The sequence below is a fragment of the Pseudofulvimonas gallinarii genome (genome assembly GCF_004343305.1).
Classification (GTDB): domain Bacteria; phylum Pseudomonadota; class Gammaproteobacteria; order Xanthomonadales; family UBA2363; genus Pseudofulvimonas; species Pseudofulvimonas gallinarii.
The window spans coordinates 1-19761 of sequence record NZ_SMAF01000021.1; the positions used below are offsets into that span (position 1 = coordinate 1).

General features: G+C 69.1%; 22 protein-coding genes. 12 read left to right on the forward strand and 10 right to left on the reverse strand.

All coding sequences use genetic code 11. The features are described 5' to 3' along the window. Window positions 1–366: 366 nt before the first annotated feature. The 9 genes from EDC25_RS11685 to EDC25_RS11725 all read right to left on the reverse strand — a co-directional run bounded on the left by EDC25_RS11685 (window position 367) and on the right by EDC25_RS11725 (window position 9768). Window positions 367–1821 (reverse strand): RNA polymerase factor sigma-54, encoded by a 1455-nt coding sequence (locus EDC25_RS11685; protein WP_123521488.1) that lies wholly within the window; start codon window positions 1819–1821, stop codon window positions 367–369. Between the two features lie 65 nt (window positions 1822–1886). Continuing rightward, window positions 1887–2606 carry an LPS export ABC transporter ATP-binding protein gene (gene lptB / locus EDC25_RS11690; RefSeq protein ID WP_123521489.1) on the reverse strand — a complete coding sequence of 240 codons (720 nt, stop codon included), beginning with the start codon at window positions 2604–2606 and terminating at the stop codon, window positions 1887–1889. Beyond that, window positions 2606–3148 (reverse strand): lipopolysaccharide transport periplasmic protein LptA, encoded by a 543-nt coding sequence (gene lptA, locus EDC25_RS11695; protein WP_123521490.1) that lies wholly within the window; start codon window positions 3146–3148, stop codon window positions 2606–2608. The genes lptB and lptA overlap by 1 nt, the downstream gene beginning before the upstream one ends. Beyond that, window positions 3117–3677, reverse strand: coding sequence for an LPS export ABC transporter periplasmic protein LptC (gene lptC, locus EDC25_RS11700; RefSeq protein WP_123521491.1), 561 nt, complete (start codon window positions 3675–3677; stop codon window positions 3117–3119). Before lptC ends, lptA begins: the two co-directional genes overlap by 32 nt. Then, the gene (locus EDC25_RS11705) at window positions 3670–4221 is read right to left on the reverse strand and encodes a KdsC family phosphatase (RefSeq protein ID WP_123521492.1); all 552 of its coding nucleotides are present in this window, start codon (window positions 4219–4221) and stop codon (window positions 3670–3672) included. Before EDC25_RS11705 ends, lptC begins: the two co-directional genes overlap by 8 nt. Before the next feature lie 320 nt (window positions 4222–4541). Beyond that, window positions 4542–5942 (reverse strand): M28 family metallopeptidase, encoded by a 1401-nt coding sequence (locus EDC25_RS11710; RefSeq protein WP_123521493.1) that lies wholly within the window; start codon window positions 5940–5942, stop codon window positions 4542–4544. Between the two features lie 48 nt (window positions 5943–5990). Beyond that, window positions 5991–7658 (reverse strand): amidohydrolase, encoded by a 1668-nt coding sequence (locus EDC25_RS11715; protein ID WP_123521494.1) that lies wholly within the window; start codon window positions 7656–7658, stop codon window positions 5991–5993. Continuing rightward, the gene (locus tag EDC25_RS11720; RefSeq protein ID WP_123521495.1) at window positions 7658–8398 is read right to left on the reverse strand and encodes a 16S rRNA (uracil(1498)-N(3))-methyltransferase; all 741 of its coding nucleotides are present in this window, start codon (window positions 8396–8398) and stop codon (window positions 7658–7660) included. The genes EDC25_RS11715 and EDC25_RS11720 overlap by 1 nt, the downstream gene beginning before the upstream one ends. Next, the gene (locus EDC25_RS11725; RefSeq protein WP_123521496.1) at window positions 8398–9768 is read right to left on the reverse strand and encodes an adenosylmethionine--8-amino-7-oxononanoate transaminase; all 1371 of its coding nucleotides are present in this window, start codon (window positions 9766–9768) and stop codon (window positions 8398–8400) included. The genes EDC25_RS11720 and EDC25_RS11725 overlap by 1 nt, the downstream gene beginning before the upstream one ends. Before the next feature lie 30 nt (window positions 9769–9798). Between EDC25_RS11725 and gspG the strand changes: the two genes are divergently transcribed. The 12 genes from gspG to mazG all read left to right on the forward strand — a co-directional run bounded on the left by gspG (window position 9799) and on the right by mazG (window position 18382). Beyond that, a complete protein-coding gene (gspG, locus tag EDC25_RS11730) occupies window positions 9799–10278 on the forward strand; it encodes a type II secretion system major pseudopilin GspG (RefSeq protein ID WP_123521497.1) in 480 nt (159 codons plus the stop codon). A 22-nt stretch (window positions 10279–10300) separates the two neighbouring features. After that, window positions 10301–10819 carry a prepilin-type N-terminal cleavage/methylation domain-containing protein gene (locus EDC25_RS11735; protein WP_164483974.1) on the forward strand — a complete coding sequence of 173 codons (519 nt, stop codon included), beginning with the start codon at window positions 10301–10303 and terminating at the stop codon, window positions 10817–10819. Next, window positions 10816–11190, forward strand: coding sequence for a type II secretion system minor pseudopilin GspI (gene gspI / locus EDC25_RS11740; RefSeq protein WP_123521499.1), 375 nt, complete (start codon window positions 10816–10818; stop codon window positions 11188–11190). Before EDC25_RS11735 ends, gspI begins: the two co-directional genes overlap by 4 nt. Next, the gene (gene gspJ, locus EDC25_RS11745; RefSeq protein WP_123521500.1) at window positions 11187–11837 is read left to right on the forward strand and encodes a type II secretion system minor pseudopilin GspJ; all 651 of its coding nucleotides are present in this window, start codon (window positions 11187–11189) and stop codon (window positions 11835–11837) included. Before gspI ends, gspJ begins: the two co-directional genes overlap by 4 nt. After that, complete coding sequence (gene gspK, locus EDC25_RS11750; RefSeq protein WP_123521501.1) at window positions 11834–12778, forward strand: type II secretion system minor pseudopilin GspK; 945 nt, start codon at window positions 11834–11836, stop codon at window positions 12776–12778. Before gspJ ends, gspK begins: the two co-directional genes overlap by 4 nt. 159 nt (window positions 12779–12937) lie before the next feature. Continuing rightward, window positions 12938–14074 (forward strand): type II secretion system protein GspL, encoded by a 1137-nt coding sequence (gene gspL / locus EDC25_RS11755; protein ID WP_123521502.1) that lies wholly within the window; start codon window positions 12938–12940, stop codon window positions 14072–14074. After that, the gene (gene gspM / locus EDC25_RS11760; RefSeq protein ID WP_123521503.1) at window positions 14071–14559 is read left to right on the forward strand and encodes a type II secretion system protein GspM; all 489 of its coding nucleotides are present in this window, start codon (window positions 14071–14073) and stop codon (window positions 14557–14559) included. Before gspL ends, gspM begins: the two co-directional genes overlap by 4 nt. A 33-nt stretch (window positions 14560–14592) precedes the next feature. Then, the gene (gene gspN / locus EDC25_RS11765) at window positions 14593–15375 is read left to right on the forward strand and encodes a type II secretion system protein N (protein WP_123521504.1); all 783 of its coding nucleotides are present in this window, start codon (window positions 14593–14595) and stop codon (window positions 15373–15375) included. After that, the gene (locus EDC25_RS11770) at window positions 15372–16166 is read left to right on the forward strand and encodes an inositol monophosphatase family protein (RefSeq protein ID WP_123521505.1); all 795 of its coding nucleotides are present in this window, start codon (window positions 15372–15374) and stop codon (window positions 16164–16166) included. Before gspN ends, EDC25_RS11770 begins: the two co-directional genes overlap by 4 nt. Window positions 16167–16224: 58 nt before the next feature. Further along, window positions 16225–16788, forward strand: coding sequence for an ADP compounds hydrolase NudE (gene nudE, locus EDC25_RS11775; protein ID WP_123521513.1), 564 nt, complete (start codon window positions 16225–16227; stop codon window positions 16786–16788). Continuing rightward, window positions 16785–17603, forward strand: a complete 819-nt coding sequence (gene cysQ, locus EDC25_RS11780; protein WP_123521506.1) for a 3'(2'),5'-bisphosphate nucleotidase CysQ — start codon at window positions 16785–16787, stop codon at window positions 17601–17603. The genes nudE and cysQ overlap by 4 nt, the downstream gene beginning before the upstream one ends. Next, window positions 17600–18382, forward strand: a complete 783-nt coding sequence (gene mazG / locus EDC25_RS11785) for a nucleoside triphosphate pyrophosphohydrolase (protein ID WP_123521507.1) — start codon at window positions 17600–17602, stop codon at window positions 18380–18382. The genes cysQ and mazG overlap by 4 nt, the downstream gene beginning before the upstream one ends. Window positions 18383–18400: 18 nt before the next feature. Here mazG and EDC25_RS11790 read toward each other — a convergent pair whose 3' ends face one another. Continuing rightward, entirely contained in the window at window positions 18401–19627 is a 1227-nt protein-coding gene (locus tag EDC25_RS11790) for an energy transducer TonB (protein ID WP_123521508.1), read from the reverse strand. Window positions 19628–19761 lie beyond the last annotated feature (134 nt).

Here is a 19761-nt window from a genome sequence, read left to right on the forward strand (position 1 = left end):
GCCCACCACGCTCGATCGCGACATCGACTCGCTGCTCCCGCTGCGACAACACTGATCGATTCGCCGCAACAAGGTGTCACCGCCGGACGCTTACGGCTGGAAAGCCCTGGGCGCAGTGGAGCCGCTTGGCGCGCCTGCGTCCCGGCCGGCGCAGACGACAACCGCCGCCGCGCCCTGTCCGCACCTTCCGTGCCCGTGCTCAGGGCGGCGTCGTGCCCCAGTCGGTGCCCGTTGCCATGTCCAAGGTGTGCGCAACCTGCCGCGTCCGCGCCTTATGCCAGCGAGGTGATCCGGAGAACCACACGCGATCGGGAACTCCAACCCGGCCACCCCAACCGCAGAGAGCGGTTGATCGCGCGGCGCCGCTCAGTTGACCCGACGCCGCTCGTGCGAAGGTGCAATCCTCAGCTGTTCCCGATACTTCGCGACGGTCCGTCGGGCGACGTTGAGCCCGCGCTGCTTGAGCAACACCGCGATGGCCTGGTCGGACAGCGGCTTGGCCGGGTTTTCGGCGGCGATGAGTTCGCCAATGACCGCGCGCACCGCGGTGGCGGCGGCATCGCCATCGTCGCCGGCATAGCCGGTCGAGAAGAAGTGGCGAAGCTCGTAGACGCCGCGCGGCGTATGCAGGTATTTGCGTGCGACCGTGCGGGAAATGGTCGACTCGTGCAGGCCGAGTTTCGCCGCGATGTCCTTGAGCATCAGTGGACGCATGGCCTGCGGACCGTTGTCAAGGAAGTCGCGTTGCGCTTCGACGATGGCGCTGGCGACGCGGAACAGGGTGTCCTGGCGCTGTTGCAGGGCGCGCAGCAGCCAGCGTGCTTCCTGAAGGCAACCGCGCAGGTAACTGCGCGCCTCGCGCCCGGCCTCCCGTGCCATGCGCAAGTAGTCGCGGTTGATGCGCAGCTGTCCCTGCGCGTCTCCCGGAAGCGCGACGCGCCAGCCATCGCCGTCGCGCAGGGCGTAGGCGTCGGGCTGGATGTATTCGGGCGCGGTGGCATCGAATCGGGCGCCCGGCTTGGGATCCAGCGAGCGGATCAGTGTCAGGCCGGCGTCGATGTCCTCGGGTTCCTCGCCGAGCGTGCGCGCCAGCTGGGCGCGGTCGCTGCGCGGCAGGTTCTCGAGATGGGCATCGACCAGCTGTCGGGCGACGGCGTGTCCGTGCGTACGGTCGGCATCCAGCAGGTCGAGCTGGACCAGCAGGCAATCGCGCAGGTCGCGGCTGGCGACACCAGGCGGATCGAAACGCTGCAGGCGATGCCGCACCGCCTCGATTTCGTCGAGCTCGACGATGTACGTGGGTGCCAGTGTCTGTGCGATTTCCTGCGGATCCACGCGCAGGTAGCCATCGGCTTCCAGTGCCTCGATCAGCGCGACGGCGATCGCCTGGTCGCGCGGGCTTGCGGGAGAAAGCTGCAGTTGCCATAGCAGGTGGTCGGCAAGGCCGCCCGCAGGCTCCTGCGCCCAGTCGATGGGATCGCTGTCGCCGTCGCCGCTGCTGGCGCGCGGCCAGTCGTTGTCGGGCAGGTCAGGGCTGTAATCCAGGTCGGCGACGTAATCGTCCTCGCCGCCACTCTCCGGTTCCTCGCGGACTTCGGTAGGGGGGTCGGTGGTTTCGCGGGTGGGTTCCGGACCGGCGTGTGCCTCGTCAGGCATGGCGGTTTCCGGCTCTTCCAGTTCGAGCACCGGATTGCTTTCCATCTGTTCGCGCAGTTCGACTTCCAGCTCGGCCTGCGACAGCTGCAGCAGCTTGAGTGCCTGCCGGAGTTGCGGGCTCAGGCGCAGCTGCTGGGTGAGGCGCAGTTCGAGGCTGGCGCGCATGCCTCAACCCCTTCCCGCGGCACTGCAGGCGAACAAGGCAAGCCTCGGGTGACACGATTGCATGGTCATAGCCTGAATTCGTGTCCCAGGTAGATCTCGCGGACTTCGCGGTTGGCCAGGATGTCGGCGGGGCTGCCTTCGGCCAGCACTTCGCCGTTGTTGAGGATGTAGGCGCGGTCGGTGAGGCTGAGTGTCTCGCGAACGTTGTGGTCGGTGATCAGGATGCCGATGCCGCGTGACTTCAGGTGCCGCACGATGCGCTGGATATCGAGGACCGAGATCGGATCGACGCCGGCGAACGGTTCGTCGAGCAGGATGAAACGCGGCTTGCCGGCCAGGGCCCGCGCGATCTCGACGCGACGGCGTTCACCGCCGGACAGGCTGATGCCGAGGTTGTCGCGCAGGTGGGCGATCTGCAGTTCCTCAAGCAGGTCGTCGAGCAGGTCGGCGCGTGCACGCGCGTCGAGGTCTTCGCGCAGCTCCAGGATCGACAGCAGGTTGTCGGCGACCGTCATCCGGCGGAACACGGACGGTTCCTGCGGCAGGTAGCCGATGCCGCGCTGCGCGCGTTCGTGCATCGGCTGCCGCGTGATGTCCTCGCCGTCCAGGCGGATGCTGCCGGCATCGGTCGGAACAAGTCCGACGATCATGTAGAAGCAGGTCGTCTTGCCGGCGCCATTGGGGCCGAGCAGGCCGACGACTTCACCCTCGGCGACGTGCATGCCGAAATTCCGGACGACGTCGCGGGCCTTGTAGCGCTTCCGCAGCCCTTGCGCGCTGAGCATCAGTCCGCTTCGCTTCCGGTTGCCGCCTGCGGCTGCCTTGGCGGTATGACGAATCGCACGCGACCGTCCTCACCACTTGACTGGCCCTGCACGCGACCGCGGGTGATGTCGTAGCTGACGCGCTCGCCGGTAAGCGTTCCGCGCGGATCCTCGATGCGCACGCCGCCGGTCATCACGATCGTATTGCTGGCGCGGTCGAAATCGATGCGGGCGGCGCGCGCGCGCATGAAGCCGGCGCCGTTGTCGAGTGCCTGCTCGAGCCGGGCCGGCGTGCCTTCGAGCACGACGCGCGATACTTCCTGGCCACCGCCGGGCTGGTGGACTTCGCCCCGATCCGCTTCGATGAGCAGGCTGCCCTGGCGGATTTCGACCTTGCCGATCAGCTGGTGGACGCCGGATTCCAGGTCGATGTCCGAATCACGGGCCGTGATGTCCATGGCCTGGTTGCGGTCGCTCTCCAGCGCCATCACCGGCAAAGCGGACAGCATGAGCGCCAGCAGGAGGCCGAGTTCAGCGCGGTGGCGAATGCAGTTGGAAGTCATTGAGTTGCAGCCGCGAAGTGGTGAAATCGGCGCGCAGGCCGGAAGCCCGCAGTATAGAGGTGCCCTGTACGAGGGTCACCGGTGAATCGGTTTCCGCACGTTGCTCCTCGGGAAAAGCGGTGAGGTATTCGGTGCGTATGTCGATCGGGCGGGGATCATCGGGGAAGCTGTAGAAGCGCACGCCTCCCTGCAGTTCAAGACGTTCGCCATTGGACTCGATGCGACTGTTCTCCGCCTTCGCCTGCCACTGCGGCAGGCCTTCGCGCAGGATGACCATCTCCGGCTGCCGTACCATGAAGTGACCGTCGCCACCATGGCGATCCATGCGCGGCGAGTTCACGTCCAGCGACAGCTGTCCGTTGTCCTTGAACACCTTCAATTCGAACCGGTCCAGGCTGTATTCCGGACGCAGTGGACCGATGAAGGGTGGCGCCTCCGGCTCGGGCTGGAACAGCCACAGCAGCCACTGCGTCGCGGCAGCGAAGCCGGCGACGACAGCGAATGCCAGCCAGGTGCGACGTTCAGCCATGTCCGAACCGCTGTCCGATGTCGGCGAGGCGACCCTGCGCGTGCAGGATCAGGTCGGCGACCTCGCGCACCGCGCCGGCGCCGCCCTGGGCGCGAGTCAGGTAATGGCAGTGGCGATGCAGGAACGGGTGCGCGTTGGCGACGCCGATCGCCAGACCCGCACGTTTCAGTACCGGCAGGTCGGGCAGGTCGTCGCCGGTATAGGCGGCCTGTTCCGGTGACAGCTTCAACGCGGCGAGGATGCGCTGGAAGCAGGCCAGCTTGTCGCCCTGGTCCTGGTAGACCAGTTCGATGCCCAGCTCCGCGGCGCGACGGCTGACGACGGGGCTGAAGCGCGCGGTGATGATGGCGACGCGCACGCCGGCTTCTGCGAGCAGCTTCATGCCCAGTCCGTCGTGGACATGGAAGGCCTTGTATTCGCGGCCGTCGTCGGTGAACCACAGGCGGCCGTCAGTAAACACGCCATCGATGTCGAAGGCGGCCAACCTGATTTTCGCGGCCTGCTTGAGGACGCGTTCGGGAACCTGCTCCAGCTCGGGCCACATGCGCAACGATGCTCGCTGTCTCGGGACCCCGGATGGTAGCAAGATGCGTGCCCTTGCAGCCAAACCCCACCTAAGTGCGTGTGCATGGAACTTTTTTCACGTCGCAGTGCGGGCGCTGCGATGACGCTGGCGAGGTCCGGGACGACCGCTGCGGCACCAGGGTGGCGGGGCGGGTCAGGACGACCGTGCGCCGGACGCCCGTCGACGCGTCCGACCCGGTTTCGATCCGGCGATCGGCACCGCCCACAAGCCAGCCAGTGCAAACGCTCCGATCCGTCGGCCGGATGCCCGAGGCGTTCCCCTGTCCCGACGGGGCGGGCTCAGTCCTCGAAGTCGCCCGCGAACAACAGGTCGTAGCCGGCAAGCAGGGCGAGTGCCGCGATATTGCCGCGTACGATGGCACCCCCGACATCCCGCGCGTGCGGACCCAGGTTCGACGGCGTGTCCGTTTCCTTGTGGTAATGCGGATATGTGGTGCCGCCGCGGTGGATGCTGTGAGTGGCGGGGCGCCCGGCCTGCAGGTAGGGCGCATGGTCCGAGCAGCAGCATCCCGCCGTCGATGTCGAAGTGGTGACCTGCAGTACCGGCGCATAGGTGGCGAAGGCATCGCTGAGCGTGGCCAGCAACTCGGCGGCGCCGGTGGCCTGGGCGGAACGTGTGCAGGCAAGCACGCCGGGTGGCGGGCCGCTCACCCAGCCGATCATGTCCATGTTGAGCATCGCCTGGACCTTGCCCAGGTCGCCGCTGGCCGCCAGTGTCTCGACATGGCCCTGGCTGCCGTACAGGCCCTGTTCCTCGCCCGAATAGCACATGAAGAGGACCGATCGCGCCGGTCGATAACGTGCCAGCACGCGTGCCGCCTCGATCACCCCGGCGCAGCCGGATGCATTGTCGTCCGCGCCCGGCGACGGGGAAGGCGAGCTCAGGGTGGCGTTGCGCGAGTCATAATGCGCGCCGATGATGACCCACTCGTCGGGCGTCGTCGTGCCTTCGATGCGGCCGATCACGTTGGCCAGCGGCGCCGGCGTGGCGAAGGGAACGGTGAACACCGGTTCGCTGACGCTCAGCCCGGCCTCCGCGAACTGCGCGCCGATCCACTGCCGCGCCGCCGGCAGCGTCGGCGAGTAGCTGGAGCGATCCCAGCCGGCCAGCGCTGTGACCGTTTCAAACCAGCGGTCCGCGTCGACCTTGCTGGCGATGTGGGCGATGCCGGGATCGGCCGCCGGCGGGCCCTGTTCCAGGTCGAAGCGGTGCAGGCGCGCGATCACGCTGTTGCGCTCGATGCCGACGAATTCCGGCACGCCAAGGTGCGGATTGATGCGGCCCGCAGTCAGGCCGGCCGGCGCGAACGAGACCGGCTGGTTGACCAGTTCGAAGGTGTCGCTGACCAGCAGCAGGTCCTCGGGCGCCAGTGCCTGGCGATGGTCGATGCAGCCGCGAGGTCGCAGCGCGAGGCGGTCTGCGCGCAGGTTGTCGACGTCGCGCAGCAGCAGGTGCGGCGGCACCGATGCGTGCAAGGCCTCGACGTCGCCGGCCAGCAGCAGGACTTCGCCGACCTCCAGCCACCAGTCCGCGCCGTCGCTGCCCTTCAGCGCCTCGACCTGGGCGCTGTCGCCGACCGCGACGAGATCCACCAGCACGCCGCGCTCCGGCGTCGATGCGGCGCAGGCGAGCCCCGCTGAAAGTGCGGCGGCCAGCGCCGTGACAAAACGGAACGACATCGGCTTTGCTCCTCCCCGGTTGGGCGTCGCGCGCCCTTTCTGGGAAGTCTACTGCGCCACTCCGGCCGCAGGCAGTAAAGGATGCACCTGGCGGCCATCCAGCCAGGTGGAGTGCACGACGGTCGCGCGGACCTGGGCTGGCGGGACAGAAAACACGTCACGGTCGACGATGATGAAATCGGCGCGCTTGCCAACCGCCAGGCTGCCCAAGTCGTCCTCGGCGAAGCCGGCATAGGCGGCGCCCGACGTGAAGCCCTGGAGCGCGGCAAGCAGGTCCAGACGCTGGTCCGGCAGCCATCCGCCCTCGGGCTGGCCTTCGGCATCCTGGCGCGTGATCGCCGCATAAAGCCCATGGAACGGGTTCACCGCTTCGACCGGGAAATCGGAGCCGAACGCCATGCGCGTGCCGTGGCTGCCGAAGCGTTGCCAGGCGTAGGCGCCGCGCAGCCGCTGCAGGCCCACACGCGCCGCCGCCCAGGGCATGTCGCTGGTGGCGTGCACCGGCTGCATGGAGGCGATGACCTTTTCCGCCGCGAAGCGGGCGATATCGTCGGGATGGACGATCTGTGCGTGTTCGATGCGTGCGCGCCGTGCGTCACGGCCTTCGGCGTCCAGTGCCGCGTAGACATCCAGCACCAGGCGATTGCCACGGTCGCCGATGGCGTGGGTGGCGACCTGGATGCCGCAGCGGTCCGCCCTGGTGACGGCGGCGGCGAGCCGGTCGGCGGCGGTGACCAGCAGGCCGCGGTTGCCGGGATCATCGGCGTAGTCACGCAGCAGGGCGGCGCCACGACTGCCGAGCGCGCCATCCATGTACAGCTTCACCGCACGCATCTGCAGGCGTCCGCCGGGATGCGCGTAGGCGCCGTTCTCGCACAGCCAGTCCAGCGTCGCGCCGTCGCCATCGGCCATGGCGTAGATGCGGATGGGCAGGCGGCCGGCATCGGCCCGTTCGCGCATCAGCGCCAGTGTGTCCAGGTCGACACCGGCGTCGTGGACACCGGTGAGGCCCAGCCTCGCCGCTTCGGCGACCGCCATGTCCAGCGCGCGCTGGCGCAATGCGCGATCCGGCGGCGGCATCGCTTCGTCCACCAGGTTCATCGCGGTGTCGATGAATACGCCGGTCGCCCTGCCATCGCCGCCGCGCAGGATGAGTCCACCTTCGGGTTGCCAGTCGCCTTCCAGTGGGCGCTTGACCGTAGCCAGGGCGGCGCTGTTCGCCCAGCCGGCATGGCCGTCGACGCGACGCAGCCAGACCGGCCGCCCGGGAAACGCCTCGTCGAGATCGGCCGCCGTCGGGAAGTCGGTGTTCTCCCAGCGGTTCTGGTCCCAGCCGCGACCGGTGAGCCAGGCGCCGTCCGGCAGGTTTGCCTCGAACTCACGCAGGCGCCGGACGATGTCGGCCTTGCTCGTGGCGCCGACGAGATCGGCGCTGAGCAGCGCCGAACCGAGTCCGGCCACGTGCCCGTGCGCATCGATCAGGCCAGGCAACACATGGGCACCTGCCAGGTCATGGCGGGCGGCGTCCGCGTAGCGTTCGAGCAGGTCCGAACTGTCGCCCAACGCGATGACGCGGCCGCCGTCATCGACCAGCATGGCCTCCACCAGCGGTTGCGCTTCATCGAGGGTGCGGATGCGGCCATTGTGGAACAGTGTGGCGGCGTGCCCGGTGCATGAAAGCGCGAGGGCGAGGGCGGCGAACAGCGTACGGCGCATCACAGCTCTCCGTTCAGGGCCAGCAGCGCGCTCATCACGGCGATGCCGGCGGTTTCCGTCCGCAGGATGCGGCCGCGCAGGCGCAGTCGCCGCCAGCCGGCGCGCTGCAGGTGGCCCAGCTCGACGCGGTCGAAGCCGCCTTCCGGACCGATGGCGAGGGCGACCGCTGCCTGGTCGCCCAGCGACAGGTCGGACAGTGACAGATCGCCTTCCGGATCCAGCACAAGCCGCGTGCATGCCGGGGGTTGCGCAGCGGAGTCGGCGAAGGCGAGCAGCGGCTGCGGCCCACTTATATCGGGAATGCGCGCGCGCCCGCATTGTTCGCAGGCGCTGGTCACGACCTGGCGCCAGTGCGCCAGCCGTTTGCCGGCGCGGTCGCCGTCCAGTTTCACCTCGCAGCGCTGGCTGGTGACCGGCACCACCGCGGCCACGCCCAGCTCGGTGGCCTTCTGCAGAATCCAGTCCATCTTTTCGCCACGCGCCAGCGCCTGCACCAGCGTGATGCGCAGCGCCGCTTCGTCCGCAGCCGCTGCGGTGCGATCCAGGATCTGCGCACCGAGCGACGGGCCGGCGCCCGCAAGGCGCGCCGGATAGTCGAAGCCGTCGCCGTTGAACAGCGTGACGGCATCGCCTTCACGCAGGCGCAGCACGCGCCCGAGGTGCTGCCGGGCCGATTCCGGCAGCGCGACGGTGGCGCCCGGTTGCAGGGGAAGATCGACGAAGCTCCTGAACCAGCGCATCAGGCCACCATCCTGTCGATGCCGGTGGCGGTCACTTCGACCATGTGGCGGATCTCCTCGTCGCTGGCGCAGTAGGGCGGCATGAAGTACACGATATCGCCCAACGGCCGCACCAGCACCCCGTTGTCCAGGCCATGCGCGTACAGGCGGCGACCGCGGCGCTCCGCGGCCGGGAACGGCGTCCGGCTTTCGCGGTCGGCGACGACCTCGACGGCGGCGATCAGCCCGGTCTGGCGTACATCGGCGACATTCCGGTGGCCGCGCAGCGGTTCCAGCGCCGCGGCCAGTGTCACGGCACGCGTGCGGACCCGTTCCAGCACCGGTTCCTCCCGGAAGATGCGCAGCGTCGCCAGCGCCGCGCTGCAGGCGATCGGATTGCCGGTATAGGAATGCGAATGAAGGAATGCCTTGCCGGATTGCCAGTCGGCGTAGAAGGCGTCATAGACGGCAGGGGTGGTGACCACCGCCGCCAGTGGCAGGAAGCCGCCGGTAAGGCCCTTGGACAGGCAGAGGAAATCCGGAGAAATGCCGGCCTGTTCGCAGGCGAACAATGTGCCCGTTCGCCCGAATCCGACCGCGATCTCGTCGGCGATCAGATGGATGTCGAAGGCATCGCACAATGCCCGCAGGCCACGCAGGTAATCGGGATGGTGCATGCGCATGCCGCCGGCGCACTGGACCAGCGGCTCGACGACCACCGCCGCGACTTTGCCGGCATGGCGTTCCATCAGTTCGCGCAGTGCCGCCAGCCGCCGCTGCGCGCACTGCGCGGGTGTTTCACCCCGCTCGGCCAGGTAGGCGTCCGGCGAGGGCGCCCACAGCGGTTCGACGAGCAGTGGCCGGTAGGGTTGGCGATACAGGCCCAGGTCGGTGACCGACAGCGCGCCCAGCGTTTCACCGTGGTAGGCGCCGGTCAGGGCGATGAAGCGCGTGCGTTGCTGGCCGCGGTTCAACCAGCAGTGCACACTCATCTTCAGGGCGACCTCGATCGCGCTGGAACCGTTGTCGGCGTAGAACACCCGCTCCAGGCCCGGCGGCGTGATGGCGACAAGCCGTTCCGCCAGTTCCACCGCCGGTTCGTGGCTGAAGCCGGCGAGCAGCACATGGTCCAGCCGGTCCAGCTGCGACTTGATGGCGGCGACGATGGCCGGATGGCGGTGGCCGAACAGGTTCACCCACCACGAGCTGATGCCGTCGAAATAGCGGCGGCCATCGAAATCGGTCAGCCAGGCACCCTCGGCGCTGGCGATCGGGATCGGCGGCAGCGCTTCGTGGTCGCGCATCTGGCTGCATGGATGCCACAGGACCCCCAGGTCGCGAGCGGCGAGGGCGGCATTGCCGCCGGTGGCGGGCACCTGCTTTGTTATCATCGCGGCAGCTTGGAATCCGAGGTGGGCGTAATGGCGCGGGATCGTAACATTCAGACCACGGGCGGTCGTCGCCGGTCGGTGCACTCCGGTTTCACCCTGATCGAGATCCTCGTGGTCGTGGTGATCCTCGGCATCCTCGCCGCGGTCGTGGTGCCGAACCTGATGGACCAGCCCGACAAGGCCGCCGAAGTGCGCGTGCGACAGGACATCCAGTCGCTGATGACTGCGCTGGATATGTACAAGCTGGACAATTTCACCTATCCCAGCACGCAGCAGGGCCTGGAAGCCCTCGTCCAGCGGCCGGGCGGATCGCCGGCGGCGCCGAACTGGAAGCAGGGGGGCTACCTGCGCCAGCCGCAGATTCCCCGCGATCCCTGGGGCAATGCCTACCAGTACCTGTCGCCGGGACGCAGCGGACCCTACGAGGTCTACTCGCTGGGTGCCGACGGCCAACCCGGCGGCGACGGCCGCAATGCCGACATCGGCAGCTGGGACCTGCAGAAGAGCTGAGCCTGGCGGCCGGAGCCCGACCGTGCCTGCGCCGCGTGCCGGCTTCACGCTGATCGAAGTGCTGGTGGTGGTCGCCGTGCTGGCGGTCATCGTCGGCGCCGTCGTCATGTCGGCCACCGGCATGGACCCGCGTCGTGCCGGACGCGAAGGCGAGCGCTTGCACCTGCTGCTGCAGCTGGCCTGCGAGCAGGCCGAACTGGACGGTCGCGAAGTCGGCCTGCACATCGGCGCCACCGGTTACGGTTTCAGCCTCGCCGCCCGGGACCGCTGGGCGCCGTTCGCGTCCGGCCATCGCCTACAGGAACGCCACATCCACGGATCGGTGCTGGATGTGCCCTCCATGGCGTTGCCCGCCACGCCGGATTTCGAGCGCGCCCCGCAGGCGACCTGCTGGCCGACGGGCGAGCTGTCGCCGCTGGAGATCCGCGTCGTCCACACCGGCCTCGCAAGGGCGCGCGTGCGCACCGGTGCCGATGCACGGCCACTGCTGGAAACCAGCGAGGATGGTCGCGAGTGGCGACTGGCAGGGGTGCGGCCATGACGGTCGGCCACAGGCAGCGCGGTTTTTCGCTGCTCGAAGTGCTGGTCGCGCTGGCGGTACTTGCACTGGCCCTGTTCGCGCTGTCACGCAGCGCCTCGGTCACGGTGCAGGCGGCCGCGCACCGCGAGGAAGCGCTGCTCGCCAGCCTGGTGGCCGGCAACGTGCTGGCCGAGATCCGGCTGTCGGAAGTCAGCCCGGCGCCGGGCCGTCGCGAAGGCCAGCAACGCCAGGGCGGCCGCGAGTTCTACTGGCGCGCCAGCATCACCGACAGCGACGTGCCGGGGATCCGCCGCATCGACATCGCCGTCGCCGTCGATCCGGCACGCGATGACAGCCGCGTGCGCCTGACCGGGTTTGCCGGCCAGCCATGAACACGCGCCTTCGCCGGTCGCATTGCCCCGCGTCGATGCCGGCCTGCCGGTCCGCACGCGGCGCCGGCTTCACGCTGGTCGAACTGCTGGTCGCGCTGGTGATCTTCTCGACCATGGCGGTGATCGCCTATTCCGGGCTCTCGGCGGTCACCACGACGCACGAGCGGCTGAGCGAACGCGAAGTGACGCTGGCAGACATCGGCCGTGCGCTGTCGCTGATCGAGCGCGACCTGCGCAGCCTCGCGCCGCGACGCGTCTGGGCCGCGAATGCGCCGCTGCCGCCGTTGTCGGCGCAGGGACCGATGCTGGAAGTCAGCACCTTCGGTCGCGGTCGCGTGCTCGGACCGGACCTCGGCCTGGTCGAACGCATCGGCTATCTGTCCGATGGCGATGCCCTGTACCGGCAGCGCTGGCCGGCACCGGACCGGCTGCCGGCGACGCGTCCGGACCAGCAGCGCCTGCTCGCCGAGGTCGAAGAGCTGCGCTGGCGCTTCCTGGACCTGCAGGGGCGCTGGCAGGACCGCTGGCCCGTGCCCGGCGCCGCCGATGCCGATGCCTGGCCGCGTGCGGTGGAATTCGTGCTCGTCCATTCACGGCTCGGCGAACTGCGCCGACTTGTCGAACTGCCGGAGGCGCCGCAGCCATGAGGAATCCCGGCTTCGCAAGGCAGCGCGGGGTGGCACTGCTGGCCGCCGTGCTCGTCGTGGCGCTGGCGACGATCCTCATTGCCGGACTGCTCGACCGCGGCCGCATCGGACAGGCGCGCGCGCTGCAGTATTCGCGCACGGCGCAGGCCTATGCCTATCAGCAGGGCCTGGAACTGTGGGCGTCCAGGCTGCTGCGTGACGACGTCGCCAGCGGCAGCGCCACCGATCACCTGGCCGAGCCGTGGGCGCAACCCATGCCGCCGGTGGACATTCCGGAAGGACGCATCTTCGGCGCCATGCGCGACCTTGACGGCTGCCTGAACCTCAATGCGCTGTGGTCGCCGGCCGACAGCCAGGATGCAAGGGTGGCCCGGGCGCGTTTCGCGCGCCTGCTGGTGGTACTCGAACTGGACGCCACGCTGCTCGATGCCGTGGTGGACTGGCTGGACAGCGATGACATCGCCGAAACCGGTGGCGGCGAGACGGCCCGCTACGTCGCCCTTGATCCCCCGCGGCGTCCGGCCAACGGGCCGTTCGCGCACGTGTCGGAACTGCGTTCGGTGCTGGGCGTCGACAGTGAGCGCTACCAGCGGCTGGCGCCGCACGTCTGTGCCCGTCCCGACCGTGATGCGCAGATCAACATCAACACGGCCACCGCGCCGGTGCTGGCCAGCCTCGCCGACGGTATCGGCATGGCACTGGCGCGTCGTCTGCACCGTGACGGCCGCGCCAGTTATGACTCGCCGGCCGATCTCATCCGCGAACTGGCCGAGGCCGGCATCCCGGTGCCGCCCGGCGAGTCGCCCTACCTGCGCACCAGCAGCCGCTACTTCGTCGCCGAAGCGGAAATCCAGCAGGGCGAGATCAGTGCGCGCCTTTACAGCCTGATCGACCGCCACCAGGGCATCCGCGTGCTGGCGCGTTCGCAGGGACGCTTCTGAGTCCGTGTCCACGACGATGGCCAATGAATCCGGCGCAACCGCCGGCCGACGCACGCGGGAACACGGCCAGGGCGGCCAAGGCGTCCGAAGCGCGCCGCCGAGAACCACCGGATCGCGCGCGGCCGATCATGTAGCGGCGTCACCGGCTATGCTTGTGCAATGAGTTCAACACGACTGCTGATCGATCTGGATTCCGGCCAGGGCTGGCTGGCGCGCAGCGCTGGCGCTTCCAGCTGGCGGCGCGGCGATGCCGTGCCCGCCGATGCCGAAGTCACGGTGGTCGTCCCGGCCGAGACCGTGGCCCTGCATCGGCTGCGGGTGCCGACGAGACGTGCCGCCGAACTGCGGCAGGCGGTGCCGTTCGCCCTGGAGGAACGGCTGGCGGAGCCGGTCGAACAGCTGCATTTCGCGCTCGGAAGCCGTGAAGGCGACGACATCGACGTCGCCGTGGTCGCCCGCCGTGACATGCAGGCCTGGTTGCAGCGACACGACGAGGCGCCGCTGGACGATGCCGTCACCATGGTGGCCGACGCGCAGCTGCTGCCGCGTTCGGCGGGAGCCATCCACCTCGCGCGCATCGGCGGGCGCCTGCTGGTCGCGCCGCCGGATGGCGCACACGTGGTGCCGGCGCCGCAGTGGCCGCAATGGCGCGAACTGTTGCCAGGGCTGCCGTTGCGCGTGCTCGGCAGCGATGCCGCATTCCATGAGACCGAAACAGTGCAGGAAGTGGCGCTGCCGGTCTTCCTGCGTTTCGCCGCCACGCGCATCGACAGCGCGCCCAACCTGCGCCAGGGTGCGTTCGCCGCGACGCCGCACCGTGGCAGTCATCCGCGGCAGTGGCGCTGGGCCGCGGTGTTCGCCGCGCTGGCGCTGCTGCTGGTCGTCGCCGATGCGGCAACCGGCTACCTCATCGAGCGCAACCGCCGGGTGCAATTGCAGGGGCAGGTGCGCGAAGTGTTCGAGCAGGCCCTGCCGGGACAGCGCATGACCGCCGACCCTGCCGCGCAGCTGGCTTCGGAGGTCGGCCGCAGTGGGGCCGCATCGGCGACCGGCAATCCGCTGGCCCGCCTGGCGGCAGTCGCGCCGCTGATCACCCAGGGCAGCCGCTACCGCGTGCATGCCGTCGATTACCGTGGCGACGCGATCGAACTGGAAGTCCTGGCCGCTGACGTCGGCCAGCTTGACGCGCTGCGCGAAACGATCGCGGCGCGCGGCCTGCCAGTGGCGGTCACGGGCGTCGATCCACACGACGACGGCGTCCGCGGTCGCCTGCGCCTGGGCGGAGCCGGATCATGAATCCGCTGCGTACCTGGTGGCAGGCGCGTGAAGCGCGTGAGCGCAGGATCCTGCTGGTCGGCGGACTGTTGACGGCGGTGATGCTCGGCTGGGCGCTGCTCTACAAACCGCTGGCCGATGCGCGCCGCAGCCTGGCTGAAGGAAACCAGCGCCTGGCCGCCGACCTGGTGACGATGCGCGCCGACGCGGCACGACTCGCCGGTGGCGGCATCGAGGACGGCACCCGCGAGCGCGCCGGTCGTTCGCTGCTGGCGCTGGTCGATGCCGGCATCCGTGACATCGGCCTGTCGGCCGGCCTTAAGCGCATCGAGCCGGCCGGCGAGGGCCGGGTGCGCCTGCGCCTGGAAGCGGTCCCTTTCGATCCGCTGGCAACCTGGCTGGAAACGCTGGCCCAGCGCCATGGCATCGTTGTCGCCGAGATGGCGGCCACCGCGACCGAATATGTCGGCCAGGTCGATATCCAGCTCGTGCTGCGCGAACCCTGAGCGCGGCACCTCGTTTCAAGTCGAGACCTTCCCATGCGTCTGATCCGCCGTCTTCTTCTGCTGCTGGTCATCCTCGCCATAGCCGTCGCGGCCGTGGCCTGGTACCTGCCGGCCAGCTTCGCCTACCGCCATTTCGGTCATCACCTGGGACCGTCGGTGGTCCTGCAGGAACTGGGCGGAAGCGTCCGCCAGGGCCGCGCCGGCCAGGTCCTGATCAACGGGTATCCGGTCGGTGCGCTGGAATGGGACCTGTCCATCCGCGGCCTGTTGCGCGGTGACATCGGCGGCAACTGGAACCTGCTGGGGTCGGCCTGGAATGCCCGAGGCAGCACCGCGCGCATGGCCGATGGCCGCCTTCGCGTCACCGACATGCACATGCAGTTGCCGGCACTGCTGCTGCAGCCGGTCATCGACATTCCGTCCCTCAACTTCCTCGGCACCGTCGACGTCGAACTGGACACGCTTCTGCTGCGCGGGCTGATCATCGACGAGGCTCGCGGACGTGCGCGCTGGGTCGATGCCGGCGTCACCGGGCAGGCGCAGGCGCAGTTCGGTCCGATCAATGCGCACTTCGCGACGACTGCGCCCGGCCATGTCATCGGCGAAGTGCAGGACGAAGCCGGACCGCTGGAAGTGGACGGCCAGTTCGAGCTCACCGGCGTCGCCTACCACGCCGAAGTGATCCTGCGCAGCCGCAGCCCTTCCGACCCGGTGGCGCAGATGCTGTATTACGTCGGCCAGGCCTTGCCGGATGGCGGATCGCTGCTGCTCATCGATGGCGAACTCAAGCGCCAGGGTGACGGAGTGCGCCGATGAGCGACCCAAGGCAGGTTCTCCCGCGCGCCTTGCCGCTGGCCCGGGCCGCCGCACAGACGGCGGCGTCACGCATCCTTCCGCATTACCGGCGCGCCGACCTGCAGGTCGACGGCAAGGCCGACGACACGCCCGTGACCGAGGCCGATCGTGGTGCCGAGCGGGTCATCCGGGACTATCTCAGCCAGGCCTTCCCGGAACATGCGATCTGGGGCGAGGAATTCGGTGGCGACGCCGACGCCAGCGGCTGGCTGTGGCTGGTCGATCCGCTCGACGGCACCAAGAGCTTCGTGCGCGGCAACCCGGTATTTTCGACACAGATCGCGCTCTGGCACGACGGCGTCCCGATGCTCGGGGTGTCGCATGTGCCTGTCGGCGGCGAAAGCGCCTGGGCCTGCCGTGGCGACGGCGCCTACATCGACGGCGAACGTGTGCGCACCGCGGCCACGACGACGATCGAATCGGCGGCCATCTCGCTGGGCAACATCAAGACGCTGGCCGCCGGTCCACGCTGGCCGGCGCTGGCCGGCATCGTCCAGCGGGCCTGGCGGGTGCGGGGCTACGGCGATTACCTGCATTACCACATGCTGGCGCGCGGCAGCCTGGATGCCGTGATCGAATCGGACGTGCATGTGCTCGACGTGGCAGCGCTCTGCCTGATCGTCGAGGAGGCCGGTGGCGTGTTCACCGACCTCGAGGGTGCGCCGGTCGGCCGCGGCACGCGCAGCGTACTGGCCGCGGCGACGCCGGCGTTGCATGCGGCGCTGTTGAGTGGGCTGGGCGGCGCCGCGTGATTCTCGCTGCGCCGCATTGCGGCGTTCGTTCGGTGCGCGGGCTGGCTACAATGCCGGCATGCGCAAGCTGCCGATCATCCATGCACGCCGACCCCTCGATCCCAGTGGCCGCTTCGCGGTCGAGGAGATCGACCTTGAATTCAGCAACGGCGAGCGACGCACGTTCGAGCGCCTGAAGTCCGGTGGCCTGGGTGCCGTGATCATCGTGCCGATGGCCGATGACGACACCGTGCTGCTGGTGCGCGAATACGCGGCCGGGCTTCACCGCTATGAGCTGGGCCTGCCGAAGGGACGCATCGACGAAGGCGAGACGCCCGCCCTGGCAGCGGACCGCGAACTCAAGGAAGAGATCGGTTTCGGGGCGCGCGAGTTGACCACGCTGCTCCCGCTGGCGCTGGCGCCCTCGTACATGGCGCATCGCACGCACGTCGTGCTTGCGCAGGATCTCTATCCGGAAAAGCTGGAAGGCGACGAGCCCGAGGAACTTGAAGTGGTGCCCTGGCCGCTGTCGCGGCTCAACGCGCTGGTCAACGAGCCGGATTTCAGCGAAGGCCGATCGCTCGCCGCCTTGTTCATCGCCCGCGAATACCTCGCCGGTCGCTGGCAGCCGGGCGCGCAATGAGCGTGCCGGACTTTGCCGCCGAAGCCTGCCGGCTTGCGCGTGCGGCGGGCCAGGCGATCCTTGCCGTGTACCGGCGGGACTTCGATGTCGCCATCAAGGACGACCATTCGCCATTGACCGAAGCCGACCTGGCGTCGCATCGCCTTCTGGTCGACGGGCTGTCGGCGATCGCGCCCGGGCTGCCGGTCGTGTCCGAGGAATCCGCCGTGCAGGTGCCTGCGGTCGAACGCCTGCGCTGGCCGCGCTACTGGCTGGTCGATCCGCTCGATGGAACGCGCGAGTTCATCAAGCGCAACGACGAATTCACCGTCAACATCGCGCTGGTCGAAAACCGCCGCCCCGTTTTCGGCATCGTCCATGCGCCGGCGCTGGACGAGCTGGCGTGGGCGGCGCGCGGCGTAGGCGCATGGCATGAGCAGGGCGGCATCCGCAGCGCGCTGGCCGGTCGTCCCTTGCCGGAAGTCCCGGTGGTCTGCGTCAGTCGCTCGCACGCCAGTGCGCGCACCCAGACCGTGCTCGATGCGCTGGGCACGCACGAGGCGCTGGCGGCCGGGTCGGCACTGAAGTTCATCCGCCTCGCGCAGGGCAGGGCGGATCTGTATCCGCGCCTGGGCCCGACCAGCGAGTGGGATACCGCCGCCGGGCAGTGCATTGTCGAAGAGGCCGGCGGCAGCCTGGTCGATTTCGCGGGCGTGGCGTTCCACTACAACCGCGGCGAGAGCCTGCTCAATCCGGGTTTCCTCGCGGCGGCCGACGGCCGCGTCGACTGGGCGCGGCGATTGCAGCCGGTGTTGCCGCGGGAGGCGCAGGCATGAAGCGCGACATCTCCGACCTGCTGCGGATCATGGCGCAGCTGCGCGACCGCGAACAGGGTTGCCCCTGGGACATCGAACAGGATTTCGCCAGCATCGCGCCGTACACGATCGAGGAAGCCTACGAGGTCGCCGACGCCATCGATCGCGGTGATTTCCCGGCCTTGCGTGACGAGCTGGGCGACCTGCTCCTGCAGGTCGTGTTCCACGCGCGGATGGCGGAAGAGGCCGGCCACTTCGATTTCGGCGAGGTCGTGGCGGCGATCTGCGACAAGATGTGGCGTCGCCATCCGCATGTGTTTGGCGAGGCCAGCGTCCCCGATGCCGCCGCGCAGACCGAACTCTGGGAAGCCATCAAACGCCGCGAGCGTGGCGATGCCGGCGATGCCAGCGCACTGGCCGGTGTGGCGCGCGGCCTGCCGGAATGGCAGCGTGCGCTGAAGCTGCAGCTGCGCGCGGCGCACACCGGCTTCGACTGGCCGGACGCGCACGCGGTGCTGGACAAGCTTCGCGAGGAGATCGGCGAAGTGGCCGCCGAGGTTGATGCCGGCGAGGCTCCGGGATCGCAGCGGCTGCTGGATGAGGTCGGCGACCTGCTGTTCGTGGCCGTCAATCTGGCGCGCAAGACCGGTGTCGACGTGTCGGCGGCGCTGCGTCACGCCAACCGGAAGTTCGAACGGCGCTTCCGGGCCATGGAAGCGCTTGCCGATGAAGAAGGCCGGCCGCTGGCCGAGCGCAGCCTGGAGGACCAGGAAGCACTCTGGCAGCGGATCAAGCGTTGATGGATGCGCTACCGCCCGTCAGCGCGAACGCTGGCGGGTGCGGGGGTTGAGCAGGTCGACGGGCGCGCTCGCTGCCGATGGTTGCTGCCGCGTCGCCATCCGGTAGCTGATCGGCACGGTGACCGTTGAAGGCACCGGTTGGCCATTGATGCGGTCCGGCTTGAATGTCCATTCGGCGACGGCGGCCTTTGCGCCGCTGTCCAGCAGCGAATGGCCGCTGGACTGCAGGATCTCGATGTCTTCCGCCTTGCCCTCCGGGGTGACCCTGACGCGAAGCGAGACCTCACCCTGCTGGCGCCGGCTCACGGCCTGCGGCGGGTAGGGCAGGGCCGAACGCTCGACGACCGGGCCCATGCCGGCGTACTGGATCTCGACCGGCGCACCGCGTCCATCATCGGCGCCCATCCGCACCTCGATCTGCATGTGCGTCGCCAGCGTGACGGCATTGCCGCTGGCATCGAGAACAGGATCGAAGCGCCACGCCGGCACCACCCGGCGGACTTCCCGCAACAGGCGGGCGTCGAGGGCATCGTCGGGAACCACCAGGCGTGAGATGCGCCCTTCGCGGTCGATGTCCGCCTCGGCGGTGAGGGTCGTGCGCTGCACGGCGTGACGCGCGGCCCAGGCCGGAAAGAGATCCCGTGCGACGGTGCCCACCCGCGTCTCGCCACCGATGCGGGCAGCGGTGTCCGCGCGTCCCAGGCGGACATCGCTGCGCACCGCCGTCGAGTACCAGGCGATCGCCTGATCCTGTTGCCCGGCATCCCACAGGCCCAGCGCATAGGCCAAGGGAATCCAGTCCGGATGACGATCGACGGTCGATGCGGCGTCGTACCAATGCGCCAGTGCGCAGGTCGCGTCACCCGCGGCCATGCAGGCGTGGCCGCGGGCCCAGGCCAGGCGCCGCGACAGAACGGGATCGTGCGCAGCCTCGGCGGCGACCCTCTCGAACCGTGCTTCCGGATCGCGACCGTTCTGCGCAGCGAGGATGCCCAGGTCGATACCCGCTGCGATGTCGCCATCGTTCCGGTATCGCGCCTGCAATGTCTGTTCGAGCGCGCGGCGGCCGGCACGGTCGTAGGTCAGCATTCTCGGCACGTTCATGACATCGACATCGAGGAAGTCGACGCCGGCCGGCGGCAGGCCGACGCAATCGGCAATATCGGCAGGGCGGCAGTCCATCGCCGCCGCCTGCGCCACCCACATCAAGCCGGCTGCCAGCCAGCCGTTCCGGACAAGCCCCATGAAATCTTCTCGAGTGACGGGCAAATGCCCCAAATGGAGGATGCATTGTGGCCGGGCCGTCAGGACAGCGCAAATATCCGGAGCGCAGCCTCGTGCCGGGCGGGTCCATGTCTGTCGCAGAGCGCGGGTCAACC

Coding starts and splice junctions, on each gene's coding strand:
- lptA (WP_123521490.1), bottom strand. CDS start 3,148: ATGACTTCCAACTGCATTCGCCACCGCGCTGAACTCGGCCTCCTGCTG.
- nudE (WP_123521513.1), top strand. CDS start 16,225: ATGCGCAAGCTGCCGATCATCCATGCACGCCGACCCCTCGATCCCAGT.
- gspK (WP_123521501.1), top strand. CDS start 11,834: ATGAGGAATCCCGGCTTCGCAAGGCAGCGCGGGGTGGCACTGCTGGCC.
- lptC (WP_123521491.1), bottom strand. CDS start 3,677: ATGGCTGAACGTCGCACCTGGCTGGCATTCGCTGTCGTCGCCGGCTTC.
- gspJ (WP_123521500.1), top strand. CDS start 11,187: ATGAACACGCGCCTTCGCCGGTCGCATTGCCCCGCGTCGATGCCGGCC.
- EDC25_RS11705 (WP_123521492.1), bottom strand. CDS start 4,221: ATGTGGCCCGAGCTGGAGCAGGTTCCCGAACGCGTCCTCAAGCAGGCC.
- lptB (WP_123521489.1), bottom strand. CDS start 2,606: ATGCTCAGCGCGCAAGGGCTGCGGAAGCGCTACAAGGCCCGCGACGTC.
- gspL (WP_123521502.1), top strand. CDS start 12,938: ATGAGTTCAACACGACTGCTGATCGATCTGGATTCCGGCCAGGGCTGG.
- gspG (WP_123521497.1), top strand. CDS start 9,799: ATGGCGCGGGATCGTAACATTCAGACCACGGGCGGTCGTCGCCGGTCG.
- EDC25_RS11710 (WP_123521493.1), bottom strand. CDS start 5,942: ATGTCGTTCCGTTTTGTCACGGCGCTGGCCGCCGCACTTTCAGCGGGG.
- EDC25_RS11685 (WP_123521488.1), bottom strand. CDS start 1,821: ATGCGCGCCAGCCTCGAACTGCGCCTCACCCAGCAGCTGCGCCTGAGC.
- cysQ (WP_123521506.1), top strand. CDS start 16,785: ATGAGCGTGCCGGACTTTGCCGCCGAAGCCTGCCGGCTTGCGCGTGCG.
- gspI (WP_123521499.1), top strand. CDS start 10,816: ATGACGGTCGGCCACAGGCAGCGCGGTTTTTCGCTGCTCGAAGTGCTG.
- EDC25_RS11720 (WP_123521495.1), bottom strand. CDS start 8,398: ATGCGCTGGTTCAGGAGCTTCGTCGATCTTCCCCTGCAACCGGGCGCC.
- gspM (WP_123521503.1), top strand. CDS start 14,071: ATGAATCCGCTGCGTACCTGGTGGCAGGCGCGTGAAGCGCGTGAGCGC.
- EDC25_RS11770 (WP_123521505.1), top strand. CDS start 15,372: ATGAGCGACCCAAGGCAGGTTCTCCCGCGCGCCTTGCCGCTGGCCCGG.
- EDC25_RS11790 (WP_123521508.1), bottom strand. CDS start 19,627: ATGGGGCTTGTCCGGAACGGCTGGCTGGCAGCCGGCTTGATGTGGGTG.
- mazG (WP_123521507.1), top strand. CDS start 17,600: ATGAAGCGCGACATCTCCGACCTGCTGCGGATCATGGCGCAGCTGCGC.
- EDC25_RS11725 (WP_123521496.1), bottom strand. CDS start 9,768: ATGATAACAAAGCAGGTGCCCGCCACCGGCGGCAATGCCGCCCTCGCC.
- EDC25_RS11715 (WP_123521494.1), bottom strand. CDS start 7,658: ATGCGCCGTACGCTGTTCGCCGCCCTCGCCCTCGCGCTTTCATGCACC.
- gspN (WP_123521504.1), top strand. CDS start 14,593: ATGCGTCTGATCCGCCGTCTTCTTCTGCTGCTGGTCATCCTCGCCATA.